Genomic DNA, 14257 nt, shown 5'->3' on the forward strand with positions numbered 1-14257 from the left:
TTTTAAAATATAATCTTAAATTTACAAGGTGTTACGAACACAATTTTTTCGGTATAAACTTCAATTTCAACAAGGAGTTTTACCTATGCCTAAGAAAGCCTATCGTGTTCGTAACTGGAAAGAGTATAACAAAGGTTTGATTAATCGGGGAAGCCTAACTTTTTGGTTTTCTGATGAAATACAAAAAAATTGGCAAAAAAGTGAAAATAGCACTGCACACGGAAATCAAAAATATTCAGATGCTATTATTTTATGTAGTTTGACTTTAAGACAATTATTTAGACTTCCTTTAAGAGCGACACAAGGTTTAATGGCATCTTTGGCAGAATTAGCTAAACTAGATGTCAACATCCCTGATTATTCGACATTATCTAGACGAAGCAAAATCATAAAAGTTAATTTTGATATAAAGAAAAGTTTAAAAGCACGCCATATTCTAATTGATTCTACAGGTATTCGAGTTATTGGCGAAAGGGAATGGAAGAAATTACATCATGGAGAAAGTAGATATCAGCTTTGGCGAAAATTGCATATTGCAATGGATGCTGACACAAATGAAATACTTGCAGCTACTATGACAGAAAGTGTACGTCTTGATGGAAATTACTTACCTGGATTAATTGATAAAATTGACGGTCCAATTGATCAAATCACAGGAGATGGTGCTTATGACAAAAAAAATTGTTATCAGGCTGCTTATAAACGAGGTGCAAAAGCAGTTTTTCCTCCACAGCATGATGCCTGTGTGCAAAGAAACAAAATTAAAAAAGATCAAGCCTTAATGGCACGTGACGCAACAATCTTGTTTATAAACAATGGGGAGGACATGAAGACAAGACGAAAATTATGGAAAATAGAAAATAATTATCATCGTCGTTCTTTAGTTGAAACAATGATGTCACGTATGAAGTCCATATTTGGAGACGAAATGCGATCACGAACTACTGAAAATCAACATACTGACTTAATGATTCGTTGCAATATTATTAATAAAATGAACCTACTAGGAATGCCAAAAAGTGAACGAATAGATTAAACTATCTAATCCTTGTTGAGAGTGACCCTCTTAATACTCCATATACCCATAACTTAGGATTTATGCAACAACGCCGATCAAGTCGCGGGACGTAGGAAAGGGGTGGGGTTTATACTTATGGGTAATGATATAGCCGCGGGAAGTGAAGGAGTGCGATTTTTATCAGAATTTACTATTGCAAAAGATGTGTCTACAGATTAGCCCACAAGGGGAGAGGTGAAAAAAACCTTCTTTTGAAGATAATATAAAAATATTTGTACATTTTTTAATAATTTGATACAGTTATTTTTGAATAAAATTTTAATAACAAGTAAATAGCTAATAAATAAAAAGAAGTATATTGTTTTCTTATTCACAAATATTTAAATAATTTTTTATTTAGTATTTTGTGTTATAAATTAATGCAGTCAAATTATTGCAATAAAAACATGCAATTCTTGCAAATAATATATGAAATTATGGGCTTGTTTCGTGTAGTTTTTAAAAATTTAAGCGAATAATGATTTTTAAATTTAATAATGGATAAATATAAATGTATATTAAAAAAATAGCACTTTTTATAATAATGGTTACAGGAATAATTTGTAATAATGCGTGTTCGGTATTAAATCCAGAGCTTTATAAGAAAAAATATTCTTTTTCGGAACCAGTTTTGGATGAAACAAAAGCGCTTAATTATATAATTGGCAAAGGTGAAAACCCAGAAGTAGTGTTTAAACTTATGTGGGAAGAAGCTATTCAGAAAAATGAAAACATTCAATTAAAGTTATTACTTTTATTTTCTGATGCTCGTTTTTATAATAAAGCAAAACAAAGAATGCCAAATTTACTAAATGATAATAGTGAATATTCTTTAAATTCTCTTATTGAAATGGGTGTTAATCAAAAAAAATCTTGGGCTTTTTATGAAAAAGCAATGATTGAAACCAATAATAAAGAAAAATTTATTCTCTTAAATCAAGCAAATAATTATATATTCCCACAATTATCAGATTCATTGCTTTATCAAAATATAGAAAATGAACGTAAAAAACTAATAGAAAATATATTAACGAACGTTATAGGTATTGAACATACAGAAAAAAGTAAAATAAAAATAAATAGATTTATTAACCAAATAATTGAATATAAATATGGTAGTTTTTTATTTTTTATATATACAGATTTAAAAAATAAAAACATAAAAAACCCAGATTACTCTTTTGCATGTTTAAAAGCTGCAAGCGAATTAGATTATGTAACAGCATGTGTTGAGCGTGGTAATATTTTTCATCTTCAAAACAATATGGAAGCAGCTTATGAGTGCTTCCTTAAAGCCGCCAAAATGGGTGAGATTGGTTCAATGTATAATGTTGGTGTAATATTAGCCGCCAAAGAAGCAATATTAGATAAGCAAAAAGGATTGAAGTGGTTATTAAAAGCGGCTGATGGAGGTGAAATTGATGCCATGTATTACGCCGCTATCACATTAAAAGAACTTTCTAAAAAACAATCTAATATTCAATTGGATGTTCAAAAAACAATCAATCTTTTATGTGAAGCCTCAAAAAAGAACCATATTGATGCAATGGTTAAATTAGGAAAAATGCTCAATAAAGAAATTATCGGCAAAGAATTTAATCCAACAGAAGCTGCTGAATGGTTATTAAAAGCTGTTCAACAAAAAAACCCAAAAGCCATGTATCATTATGGACTTTTGTTAAAAAAAGGATTTATAGGTCAAGAACCAAATATAAAAGAAGGTAATCTTTGGATTAAAAGGTCAGCGACTCTTAATTATGAGCCTGCTATAAATTATATGGGTGGATTGTTAATGGGATGGGTGAAAAATGAAGAACAAAAACCTAATCAACAAGAAGCATATAACTGGTTTTTAAAAGCGGCTGAAACAGACAATCTTGCGGCTTTCAATGCTGCGAACATGATAGGATTTGGTTTTAGAAATATAAAACCTAATCGCAAAAAAGCAATTCAAATTTTATTAAAGACGGCAAAAAATAAACAAATTGACTCAATGATACTTCTTTCGCGTTTTTATTTACGTGAAGCATTAGCGGAAAATAATATGACATCTTATAAAAACGCTGCTTTATGGTTAAAACAAGCTGAAGAATATGGATGTTTTGATGATTTGCTTGGCCCTACATCAACAAAATTACATCTAAAAACAAAAATTAGATTTAGATTTTGCTTAACAAATAAAGATAAAATTAGAGAAATTTACAATCTTGCTTGTTTTTATTATGATGCGCTCATAGGTGACAATCAAAACAAAAAAGAAGCTTTCAGATTATTTTTGTGCGCAGCAAAAAACGATTATGTTGACGCCATGTATTGTGTTGGTGATATGCTTTTAGATGGTTTTGAAGGCCAAGAATCCGATCCCAAAGAAGCAGTCCATTGGTTTTGTCTCGCGGCAGAAAATGATCATGCGCCCTCTATGGTAAAATTGGCAAAACTTTTTATCTGCACACCTGAATTCTCTAAAAGCGAGCAAACTCTTCAAGAGGCCCTTTTTTGGCTTCGAAAAGCAGAAGCGTTGAATGAGACTGAAGCACGTGATTATCTTGAAATGTGCGAAACATTATTAAATAAACAATCAAAAATAAAAATTGATGATGATTCTTTAATAAAACTTGTTGAAAACTCTAATAAATTACAACCAATTTTAGTAGATTTAGGTGAGTTAAAACATTCAAATGAAGAAGATGACAGTGATACACTTGAAAATGATGTGGACGAAATAAATGTTGTCTTCCCTGAAGAAGGTAATAATTTTACTACTCTATCTTCATTGTCTGAAGTAGCCGAATGTGCCATTAATCCACAGTATAAAAATCCAAAATCTATAAGAAATCATTTTCGTGAAATTGGATTGTTAAAAAAACAGCAACAAAATCAAGAAAAAACTGTACTTATAACATTGTCAGCAGGGAATCAATTCATTGTTAATATGTTGTGTGACAATACTATAAAAAACAAAAATATTGATTATAATCAATTAGTTAATTTGTTTAATGATCCTTATTTTGAAAATCAAGTACGTATCATTAGATCCAAATCTGGATGTGTTATAAGTGCTAAAAACTATAAAACACTTCATCATGAGGCAACAAGTACGCATAAAAAACATGGTCAAAGTTACGATGGATTGAATAGAGAATTTACAAAACAACTTATTTCAATTCTTGGAATGTTTGGTTTGGGAACGGAGGGTAAATAAGTAGATTTAGAATGGTCAATTTCCAAGACTCTCCTCTCTATTGATAGAGAAGAGAGTCTTGATTCAGCTGTTTTTACTCTTTTTTTGTAATTTAACTGCTTGTATGGTTTTATTTGCAATACCTTTTTGTGTCTTGTTTTTCAATATACATTTTGAGGTGTTGCACTTCATTTTAGTGGTTTGTTAAAATGTGTGGTTCTGTAAAATGTAACGTTCTCCTGTGGAGGCAATGTTATTTATGGTAATATTCTCCCCGTTTAATTCAGGCTCAGCTTTGTACTGTGAATATGAGCCTTCTACATCAAAGGTCTCTTTTTCTTCTTCAAGAAGTTCCTGAATAACAATATGTGAAAAATATTTATAAATAATATCTTTCATGATTCTAACACCAGGTTCATCGTTTTGATCGATTATTTGTTGAAGGGTTTCTTGATCAGGTTCAATATAAATTTTGTTTTCTTTGCACAATTCATCAAAATAATTATGAGCAATTGTTGTTTGTGTTTCTTTGGAAACCTCTCCAAATTCAATAACACGCATTCTACTTCTTATGGCGTTATCTGTCGGTAATTCATTGCAAGCCAATATGACAATAGTCTTGGATATGTCAATATGAAGACCTGATATGGAGGGGGCGTCTATATTGTTTTTTTGTTTTTCAAGAAACTGCAAAAGAAAATTGGTAAGTGTGTGTTTATTATTAATAGCGTTTAATCCTTTGTCAAACTCATCTAAGAACAATATATTGTTTTTAAAATTATTTTCTTCATGTCCAAATAAATCTAGCAGAAGATCTTCTGAATTATTGACGTGATTTCCGTATTTAGATGGAAGAGCTGAAAGATCGCCTGAGGCATCAAAAATTGTCATCGAAACGCCTAACAATTCAGCGATTTTATTTGCCAAATAAGTTTTTCCAGTTCCTGGATCTCCATGAAAGCAAATGACTGTTTTTTGGCTATTGGGCAAAAGCGACGCTACGATTATTTCACGAATCATATCGCTTATTTGTTGCTTAACTTTGTCATTAAAAGTTTCTAGAAAAACATCAAGTTTAGGTTTGAGCTCTTTCCACTCAAATATTTTAGCATCCTTTGCTAGCTTGTGAATATAGGAGCCCCTAAGAAGGGCAACGTCACTGCCATAAACAGACTTATTCTTTTCTGGAAGGTATTCAGAAAATTTTGTATAAGTGTTTTCACTGATTCTTCCTTCTGCGAACCACTGCTTCATGTCTTTTTTCATAGATAATACTTGAATCTCATCTTGCGAACAAAGTAGGTTAGGAAAAAATTCTGAAGCCATGTGGTTTCCAGCTTGTTTAATCGGATCTACAAATAGCTGAGATGCAAGGTATTGCCCTCCCATCATACCAAATAAGTTATTGGCAGTATTCATGATTGAGAATGGGCGTTTTTCGTTTGACAACATATAATTCAATGCGACATACCCTCCTACTAACGCGATTCCAGGCGCTAAAGGCTTGACTTTATCATAAATTTTTTCGGAAACCCATGGTTTAGACGAGTCGGTCTTATCTGATGTTTCCAGTCTGTTCTTGGTTGGATTTGCAAAAGCTGAAGTCATAAATAAAAGAGATATAGCTAAATTGGTTGCAAAAAACATTTTCTTGTTCATAAAAAATCCTATTCATTGAATTCTAAATATTGGTTATTAATTATTGATTCTGCACTTTATTAAAACTTGACATAAAAGTCAACAAAATAAAAAAAATTATAAATTCATTATAATAATTAAAACAAAATGCTGTTTATTTAATTGAAAAATATTTTAAATTTAAATTTTTTGTTCTGTAATAAATGTAAAATTAAAAAATTAAATTTATATTTAAATTAATTTCTGATATAAGCAAAAACATAGAGGTATGCTTTAATCAGCATTTAAGGCAAAAGAATAAGAAATCAATCTGCTGGATAAAAATATAATTTTCTTTCGATGTTTACCTCAATCTATATGAGCAAGGAATGACGATGTATCAATTTGAAGTTATTTTACTGTATTTGGTTGTGATCAATCGGTAAAACAAATAATCCATTTAGTTGTAGGAACATTGGCATCGCTTGTGGATGTCCAAGTTCATGTGCTTTTGTAAAATTAATGCGTGATGCATCTTTATCTTTGGGACCACCCTGACCATTAAATTGCATAAGCGCTAATGCAAAGGCTGCATTTCGGTGATTTCTTGCAGCAGCGCCACTAAGATAAAGACGCGCTTCAACTAAATTTGGTGCTTCTTCAATATGTTGTGGATTGAGATCACTATTGAAACGCATGATTGCATAATTATACATGGCGCCCGCATGACCAAGATCAGCAGTTTTTTTGAAATATTTTAGGGCCTCTTCAGGATTTTGTAATCCATATTCAGAAGAATTACACATTGAAGCATAATTATACCAAGAGACATTAAAATCATCTGTATATTCGACTGATTTTTTGAAGTATTTGAATGCTTCTGGATAATCTTTTTTGCCACCATCACCATCAAGACACATGCAAGCGTAATTATGTGTAGCCTTATAATGATCGTGATCTGCAGCTTTTTTATAATAATGCCGTGCCATTCTTAAATCTTGATCACCGCCTTCTGCATGATCACACATATGCGCAAATTCATACATTGATTCAATATGACCAGTATCAGCCGCAATTAAAAAATAATCACGTGCAGCACAATGATCTTTATCATCGTTTAATCCTTGGTAAAGTATCGAAGCATATTGAAAGTAATCTTCTGGTTCAGCGCTCTTGTCGTTAATTTTTTGACTAAGGTCAGTAATTAATTCTTCATAATTAGAGTCTTCTGGTGGTGTCCACATCGCAATAGAAGCGTGCGGCATGGATAGGAATACATATAATAAAATTAAAATACTTGATTGTTTAATGTATGATAACATTTTTGCTCTTCATTTATAGGGTTGATTGATAAAATATAAAATACATTGCATGATCGGGTCACTTGGAATGTCCAGGCAACCCAATCAAAGTTCAAACAATATTAGAATTGTTTGTCAGTAAGTTGCGTCAATAAATTACGCAATAGATCGTATTTATCAGCAAGGGCTAAAGCTGTTGATGCTGAAAACTCAAATCTTGTATTGTCTTTTGCAACAATTGTAAGTTTTTTAGGTTCGTTTTGTTGCGCGCTTACAAGTTTGCTATAATCTTGGAGTTTTGCCATGAAATCGCGTAAATCGACCTCTTTAAATTCATCCATTTCGCGGTGCTTAAAACCTTTATGGAAGGAGCTGACCGCGTGATGTGATCCTTCTTTGAGCGTAGAAGCTGTTAGACGATCATCACGTATAAAAAAGATAGCTTTCTGTGCTTTTGGTGAATAAAGCGTTGGAGCCTTCTCTAAAGTCCATTTATTAACACTTACATGGCCGCCTGTATCATGGCTTAATTCACGTTTGGCAACATCTATTGGAGAGGTGCTTGCTGAGGTGCATTTACCACCAGGTAAATTCCAAGCAAAAGGGGCGTAGTTCTTTTTACCGATAAAAGTAGAAACAGAACCATCTGTGTTTAGTTTCACTAAAAAAATATCAGCTGTCTGAACTTTTAAATCTGCTGATTTAACAACGCCCATATCATGGAGTTGCGGAATGTTAGTGTCGCATAACATAGGATTTTTGCGGCATTCCGCTTGTTGTGTAAAAAGCATTGCTGCTAAGCATGCTAAAGAGAGTGATTTAATGGATGACATTTCCTGACCTCAAATAATTTATTATGTTATTTGATTTTACAAAATTTTTATTAAAAAACAAATCGATATTTTAACTATTTTTGAAAATTATGAAGAAAGGGGATTGAGAATGGCGGGAGTGACGGGACTCGAACCCGCGACCTTCGGCGTGACAGGCCGACGCTCTAACCAACTGAGCTACACCCCCTTTTAGGGACTATTTCTTTCGAAGCCACGCCTTTGATTTAAAGGGTTTTTAGATCTTTGTCAACACTATTTTGAATAATTATTAAAAAAAAAGAACAAAGGGGAGGGATCCCCTTTGTTTTCCAAGGCATTTGGTTTTAAGTCATTTGCCATTATTTTGGGTGATGCCCAAATTATTTCACCGACATGGGTCGTGGCTCGTCACTCATTTTCATGGTTGGTGTTGTTGCTTTTGTTGCATCGTTCTTTTTATCGTCTTTTTTCGATGGCCATATCCAATGCCAAGCGGCGCTAAATCCATTGCCGATCGCGCTGCCAACATAAACAGCACCGTCTTTGATGGAAGTGCCTACCCACATGGCTTTATCCTTAATCCAACCCCATACACCTTTAGATTCTTCTTTTGCTGTTTCTACTTTTTGTGTTGTAGGTTGATCAGCTACTGTTACTGATATCGGTCCTACGACTAGAAAAAAAACAGCGAATAATGTCATTAAAATTGTTGATGCCTTGGTCATTTCTTCCTCCTAAATTTATCGCTATCTTGTTTAGATTCACATGAACCATTCATGTCTTCTTAAACCTAGTATAGGATATAAAGGTTAAGAATTTATTAAGAGGAAAAGATGAGGATTAATATTAGATAGATGTATTAACTGTGATTTTTGAAGGGGAGGAAGTGACTCCTGACAGGAGTCACTTTAAAAAAAAGATTTATTTTTTAATACTAAGGTTTTTTGAGTAGACTATATCCAATGAATTGTGTTCGTATCCCTCAACCCATGGTTTTACAAGTCGTTTGGTTACAGAGTGAAAAATGGGAAGAAGAGCGTGGCTTTCTAATGCCATTTTACTAAGATTGTATAGGCTTTCTTCTCTTTCTTGTGATTCAGCAGATGCCATCGCTTTTTTATATAGATCGTCATAAGCTGTGCAATTATACCCGCTTGTATTCATGCCTGAATAAGAGAGATAAAGTTGCGTAAAGCTAAATGGGTCAAAATAATCAAGATTCCAAAAATTACGAAAGGCTTCAGTGACTTGTTTTAGTTGACGATTTTGAAGAAATACTTTGAGTTCTTCGTTAACAAGGTGTGTTTTAACGCCTAAATCTTTCCACATGGTTGAAATGGCTAAAACTAGTTTTTTGTGATTATCATTCGTGTCGTAGCGTAATTCAACTTCAAGTGGTTTTTCTTTAGAGTAGCCAGCTTCCTTGTATAATTTTTTGGCGAGCTTTAATCGTTCTGCTTGCGTCATGTTTTTGTAAGAAAAAGAAGGTGCATTAATTTCTTTGATAGAAGGGTCAACCCAAGAATAAGCTGGAATTTCACCGGTTTTAGTAATACGTTCGCAGATAAATTCTCGATTAATGGCAAGAGATAAAGCTTCACGAAGCTTAAGATTATCTTTAAAGGGTGGTCGTGTTAAATTGAACCCTATGCCTGCTGTTGTAAGGTAAGAACCGCCTTTAAATTCGTTTGGAAAATTTTTACGCACGAAATCATATTGTGAATCAGGGATGATATAGGTGAAATCGATATCGTTAGCGCGATAAAGTTTAAACAAAGCATTTTGATCTTCGATGGGGTAAAAAGAAACATTCGTTAATTTTACGTTTTCCTGGTCCCAATAATGCGGATTTTTTTTAAGTAAAATTTTGCTTTGGGGTTGCCATTCCTCAAGTGTAAAGGCGCCATTAGAAACCATAATGCCAGGTTTTGCAAAGTTTTGGCCATATTTTTCTATTTGAGAAGGCAAAAGAGGAAAGAAAATGCTATGTGTTAAAAGGTTTAAAAAATAAGGATAGGGATTGCGGAGTGTAACTTCAAAGGTATAGGGATCGATTGCTTTGATGCCTAAATCATCAATTTTTTTTGTGCCTTTTACAATTTCTTCAGCATTTTCAATTATATAGATAAGGTCTGCTTTGGGCGAAGTGGTTTTAGGGTCAAGGGCACGTTTCCAACCAAAAACGAAATGTTCAGCCGTGACAGGTGTTCCATCAGACCATTTCGCGTCATGTCGAAGGTGAAAAGTATATTTTTTGCGATCTTCACTGATGTCCCATTTTGTTGCAACACCAGGTAATGCTTCATTATCTGCAGAGGCATTTGTAAGCCCTTCATATAAATCACGCAAAACACTTAAGGGGTGTATGCCTAAAGCAACATGTGGATCAAGAGTGTCTGGTGATGATTGAATACTTCTACGTAAATGTTGTGTAGAATGTGTTTCTGAGGCAAACGAATCACGCAATGATTGAAAGCTGCAATAACACGTTAAAACTATAAGGGTTAGGCTCAATTTTGCCAAAACTCGCTTATGCATTCTGCCTCCGTATAAGGTTCAATGTTAAGGGGACACGTTAGCTTCAAACTACGCATAAGTCTTATACCAAAAAACAAAGATTATTGCAAATGTTTTTTTTATTTTTTTAATAAAAAAATTATGAATTTTTTTCTATAAATATACTTTGTGTTACATATTTTTATTAAAATATATTTAAGTAATTCTTTTAAAAGGATTGCTGCCATATTTTGATTTAAGGCTCATTTTGTTTTCCTAAGAAAAATAATTAAACTCTATCTTGCGCAAAAAGCAGCTTTGATGTCTAATCAGAATGCAATTCACTATTTGGGAGCCTAATGTGTCTGAAAGATTTAAAGTTGTTTCATCAGAAAATAATTCATTTTGCCACGTCTGTGGGGCAATTATTTCTTTAAAATTTAGTTTTTGTCCCTCATGTGGTGCAGAAATCGCTAAGCCATTAGTAAAGGTAGTGCCAGCAGATGACGTGCCAATGCCTGTTGATATGCCATATGATCCGAATAATGTTGCCCAGCTTCCTTTTACCGAAGAGCGTCAAGTAACAATTTTACGTGTAAAATTTTTAAATAAAGCGATATTAGATGAATCAAAAAAATCATTAATTAAAACATCGATTTATGAACGGTCGGGCTTATTTGATTATTTGAGCGATGATGGTTTTGTTGCTTATTATGGTTATCCAAAAGTTAATAAAGATGATGCGAAACACGCCATTGATGCATTGCTCAAAATCTTTTTAACGTTGTCTGTACAGGATAGAAATTCTATGCAGTTTGTCGTTAATACGGGGTCAGCTGTTATTACTGAAAAAGGTAGTGATGATAAGCCGCAAAAAATGCATGGTCGTGTTTTTGATGAAGCGGAGGAAATGATAAAATTTTCGCCCGTTGGTGCAATAATAATAAGTCAAGTAACAAACAAATTAACGCATAATTATTTTGAAACTTTTTCACTGGGTGAACATTTTTTCGATAAATACAAAACGTCCTTTGAGCTTATTAAAGTTGTTTCAAAAAAACATTCTTCGGATTCTTTGTTAGGTGATTTAACGCCCCTTACTGGTAGGGTTAGAGAGCTTAATAAGGTTGTAGACAATTGGACGCAAGTGAAACAAAAAATACCTAAAATCGTCCTTATTTCAGGCGAAGCAGGTATTGGTAAATCACGTATTGTTCAGGCATTTAAAGACAGTTTAGATCCAGATGAAGTTTTGTGGTTTCAAGGTATATGTAACCATGTAACACAAAATAGTGCCTTTTATACATTAACAGATTTATGGCTTAGGTATAACGAGCTTAATGTAGCGTCTAGTGATGAAGACCTTATCAATATTGCGTCCGATTCTGCTGAAAGATTGGGATTGCCTCAAAAAGAATTATTGCCGCTTCTTTATAATTTAATGTCAATGGAAGGACGATCACTTACTGATTCAGCCCAGAACTTATCTGTTGGTGATTTAAAAGACAAAATATCAGCGTCTGTCGTTTCCTGGCTTCAAATGCGTAGCAATGATAAGCCTGTTGTTTTTGTTATCGAAGATTTACATTTTGCAGATCCATCAACCTTAGATCTTTTAAACTATCTTGTTCAAAATCTTGGGTCTCACCGTATTATGGTGCTTTTAACCTTCCGTCCAGAATATCAACCTTCCTGGATTAAGAATTCTAATATAACGCACATTAATTTGAATCGCTTAACGCCCAATGAAACGAAAACGATGGTTCAAGGGCTGCTTGGCTTTAAAACTGTTCCTAATGAAGTAGTAGAGTATATTGTTTCAAAAACGGATGGTATTCCTCTTTTTGTTGAAGAGCTTGCGCTTGCGCTCGTTGAAACGGGTGCTCTTATTCTTGAAGATGGCAAATATGTTTTTAAAGGCTCTTTAACAAGCCTAACAATTCCGTCAACATTACGTGATTCTTTAACAGCACGACTTGATTTACTTGGCAAAGCTAAATCATTGGCTCAATTATCTTCAGTTTTTGGACGCACATTATCCTTAAATTACTTACGCATTTTATCGGGTTATGATGATGCACGTTTACAAGAATATTTGAAGCAGCTTGTGAATGCTGGGGTTTTAGTTGAAAATGAAACGCCATCTGATGTTTTGTATGTATTTAAACATGCATTGATTCAAGAAACGGCCTATTTATCAATTCCAAAGTCTAAAAGATATGCCTATCATGCTGAAGTTGCTGAAATGTATGAAAAGCATTTTCCAGGTATGGTTTTAACGCATCCAGAAATTATTGCGTTGCATTATACGCAAGCAGGATTTATTGATCAAGCAGCTCAATATTGGTTAATGGCTGGTAATCGCGCAAATAAATATTCTACACATCATGAAGCGATTGCGCATTTAGAAAAAGGTATTGAATTGATCGGCATGCTCCCTCCTGGGCAGGGTCGTGATATTCGTGAATTACCCTTACGTGCAGCGATTTGTGTTCCTCTTATGGCGCTTAAAGGTGCTGGTGCTGATGAAGTTGAAAAAGCCCTTTTGAAAGCTTACAATCTATGCCAAAAGACAAGTGATACAGTTTACTTGATTCCTATCCTCAGAGGATTACAGCAATTTTTTGTTATTCGTGGTCCTTTAAGTACCTCACGAAAATATGCAGAGCAATTGCTTGGTATGGCACGTCAACTTCAAGATCAGGCTTTAAAACTTGAGGCTTATCGTGCATTAGGTCATACGCTTTTATTTCAAGGTGACTTCAAGCAGGGCAAAAAATATCTAGATCGATCAATTGAAATTTATGATCCAGTCTTGCATAAAGAACATGCTTTTATTTTTGGCACTGGCGCAAATCCAAAAGTTGCTGGGCTTTCAATTTTAGCTTGGAATAACTTAATCCTGGGTTCCGTTGAATTGGCGTTAACGCAGATACAAGAAGCTATTGATTACGCAAATGATCTGAACTATCCGTTTGATATTTGTTATGCTTATAGTGTCGCTGCAGCTTTTTTTCAAACCCTTAAAGACATTGAAAAAACAGAAAAATATGCAAAACTTGCTGTTGAATTTGCAACAGAAAGAAAGTTTATGTATTGGAAAAGTTGGAGCCAAGTTATTTTAGGTTGGGCACAAATTATGAAAGCTCAAAAATCTAAAACAGGCGCTGATTTTATAAATGAAGCAAAAATCCATATTAAAGAAATGGAAGAAGGCATCGTTGAATATCGTGCTACAAGATCGGAGCAAGGTGTTCCATATCAGCTTGCCATGCTTGCACAAGTTAAAACTTTGGTTGGTGATGCTGACGAGGCTCTTAGATTAACGGATGAAGCGCTTCTTTGTGGTGAAAAACTTGATATTCATATGTATGACAGTCATATTTTTAGGGTAAAGGCAGAAATTCATGCGCTGCAAAAAGGAAGTGAAAAAATTGCGGAAAGCTTATTCCGTGAATCTTTGACGATTGCAAAAAATAGTGAGTCTAAGTTTTTTGAAGCATCCACTTATGTATCTTTTTATGAGTTTATGAAAACATGCAATCGAGAAAAAGAAATCATACCAGAGATGGATATTCTTTATAATAGCTTTACAGAAGGTTTTACTGTTGCGCCTAATCTTATTGCTATCCATAAATTTATTCAACAATCTAAATAAGCGAATCAAGAGAGGGGAGGGGCTTGTTCCCTCCTGTTTTCTTAGTCTTAGTTCATGAATAAAGTACTTGTGTGATTTTCTTATAAATGTCATTTTAAGACAGTTTTATTAAAACTGCATTTTAAGGAATGTGCA

8 protein-coding genes and 1 tRNA gene are annotated in these 14257 nt (G+C 33.6%); 3 read left to right on the plus strand and 6 right to left on the minus strand.

Features of this window, described 5'->3' with window-relative positions; all coding sequences use genetic code 11:
- Window positions 1-85: 85 nt before the first annotated feature.
- Both Q8L85_02250 and Q8L85_02255 read left to right on the plus strand, forming a co-directional pair.
- Window positions 86-1036, plus strand: coding sequence for an IS5 family transposase (locus tag Q8L85_02250; GenBank protein MDP1723507.1), 951 nt, complete (start codon window positions 86-88; stop codon window positions 1034-1036).
- Between the two features lie 532 nt (window positions 1037-1568).
- The gene (locus Q8L85_02255) at window positions 1569-4259 is read left to right on the plus strand and encodes a tetratricopeptide repeat protein (protein ID MDP1723508.1); all 2691 of its coding nucleotides are present in this window, start codon (window positions 1569-1571) and stop codon (window positions 4257-4259) included.
- Between the two features lie 183 nt (window positions 4260-4442).
- Here the strand turns inward: Q8L85_02255 and Q8L85_02260 are convergent, their stop codons facing one another.
- From Q8L85_02260 to Q8L85_02285, 6 genes are all read right to left on the minus strand, one after another.
- A complete protein-coding gene (locus Q8L85_02260; GenBank protein MDP1723509.1) occupies window positions 4443-5897 on the minus strand; it encodes an AAA family ATPase in 1455 nt (484 codons plus the stop codon).
- 374 nt (window positions 5898-6271) lie between these two features.
- A complete protein-coding gene (locus tag Q8L85_02265) occupies window positions 6272-7177 on the minus strand; it encodes a tetratricopeptide repeat protein (GenBank protein ID MDP1723510.1) in 906 nt (301 codons plus the stop codon).
- Between the two features lie 101 nt (window positions 7178-7278).
- Complete coding sequence (locus Q8L85_02270) at window positions 7279-7989, minus strand: hypothetical protein (GenBank protein ID MDP1723511.1); 711 nt, start codon at window positions 7987-7989, stop codon at window positions 7279-7281.
- A gap of 110 nt (window positions 7990-8099) precedes the next feature.
- Window positions 8100-8176, minus strand: a tRNA-Asp gene (locus tag Q8L85_02275).
- Window positions 8177-8348: 172 nt separating this feature from the next.
- Window positions 8349-8693: a hypothetical protein gene (locus Q8L85_02280; protein ID MDP1723512.1), complete on the minus strand. Its 345-nt coding sequence runs from the start codon at window positions 8691-8693 to the stop codon at window positions 8349-8351.
- A 196-nt stretch (window positions 8694-8889) separates the two neighbouring features.
- On the minus strand, window positions 8890-10506 hold the full coding sequence (locus Q8L85_02285) for a peptide ABC transporter substrate-binding protein (GenBank protein MDP1723513.1): 1617 nt from the start codon (window positions 10504-10506) through the stop codon (window positions 8890-8892).
- Window positions 10507-10825: 319 nt separating this feature from the next.
- On the opposite strand from Q8L85_02285, the gene Q8L85_02290 reads away from it, so the two are divergent.
- Window positions 10826-14122 (plus strand): AAA family ATPase, encoded by a 3297-nt coding sequence (locus Q8L85_02290; GenBank protein MDP1723514.1) that lies wholly within the window; start codon window positions 10826-10828, stop codon window positions 14120-14122.
- Window positions 14123-14257: the final 135 nt, after the last annotated feature.

The organism is Alphaproteobacteria bacterium, from assembly GCA_030680745.1.
GTDB lineage: Bacteria > Pseudomonadota > Alphaproteobacteria > JAUXUR01 > JAUXUR01 > JAUXUR01.

Excerpts from the sequence above, each read along its gene's own strand:
- Q8L85_02255 (MDP1723508.1), top strand. The coding sequence starts at position 1,569 with ATGTATATTAAAAAAATAGCACTTTTTATAATAATGGTTACAGGAATA.
- Q8L85_02265 (MDP1723510.1), bottom strand. The coding sequence starts at position 7,177 with ATGTTATCATACATTAAACAATCAAGTATTTTAATTTTATTATATGTA.
- Q8L85_02270 (MDP1723511.1), bottom strand. The coding sequence starts at position 7,989 with ATGTCATCCATTAAATCACTCTCTTTAGCATGCTTAGCAGCAATGCTT.
- Q8L85_02250 (MDP1723507.1), top strand. The coding sequence starts at position 86 with ATGCCTAAGAAAGCCTATCGTGTTCGTAACTGGAAAGAGTATAACAAA.
- Q8L85_02260 (MDP1723509.1), bottom strand. The coding sequence starts at position 5,897 with ATGAACAAGAAAATGTTTTTTGCAACCAATTTAGCTATATCTCTTTTA.
- Q8L85_02285 (MDP1723513.1), bottom strand. The coding sequence starts at position 10,506 with ATGCATAAGCGAGTTTTGGCAAAATTGAGCCTAACCCTTATAGTTTTA.
- Q8L85_02280 (MDP1723512.1), bottom strand. The coding sequence starts at position 8,693 with ATGACCAAGGCATCAACAATTTTAATGACATTATTCGCTGTTTTTTTT.